The sequence below is a fragment of the Rhizobium ecuadorense genome, from assembly GCF_001187535.1.
Lineage (GTDB): Bacteria > Pseudomonadota > Alphaproteobacteria > Rhizobiales > Rhizobiaceae > Rhizobium > Rhizobium ecuadorense.
Genome location: NZ_LFIO01000939.1, coordinates 1 through 249, shown reverse-complemented (window position 1 = coordinate 249; position 249 = coordinate 1). Strand labels below are relative to the sequence as shown.

1 protein-coding gene is annotated in these 249 nt (G+C 47.0%); it reads left to right on the top strand.

Translation table 11 applies throughout. From position 1 onward, the window contains the following. The coding region (locus tag AF337_RS44460; protein WP_210168067.1) for a hypothetical protein at positions 1-249 on the top strand (249 nt) is incomplete at both ends.

Sequence of the window (249 nt, the reverse complement as noted above, 5' to 3'; positions counted from 1 at the left end):
GGACAGGAAATACACTGATATCTGTCACTTATTCAACTGCAAGTACATTTTTTCTCGAGTGATAAAAACCTTTGAAGACGTGTTTTCCTTGCATCTAATCCAGCATATCCATCAGAGTTCGCACCGTGTTCCAGTGCGCAGCATACCGACCGTCAGTAGCGGCATCATTTCCTGTCTGAGTAAAGAAGAAGCGGGGCTATATGATCATTTCGGTGAGGCCGCGCACGGTGTTCCAGTTGCGCATCGTAC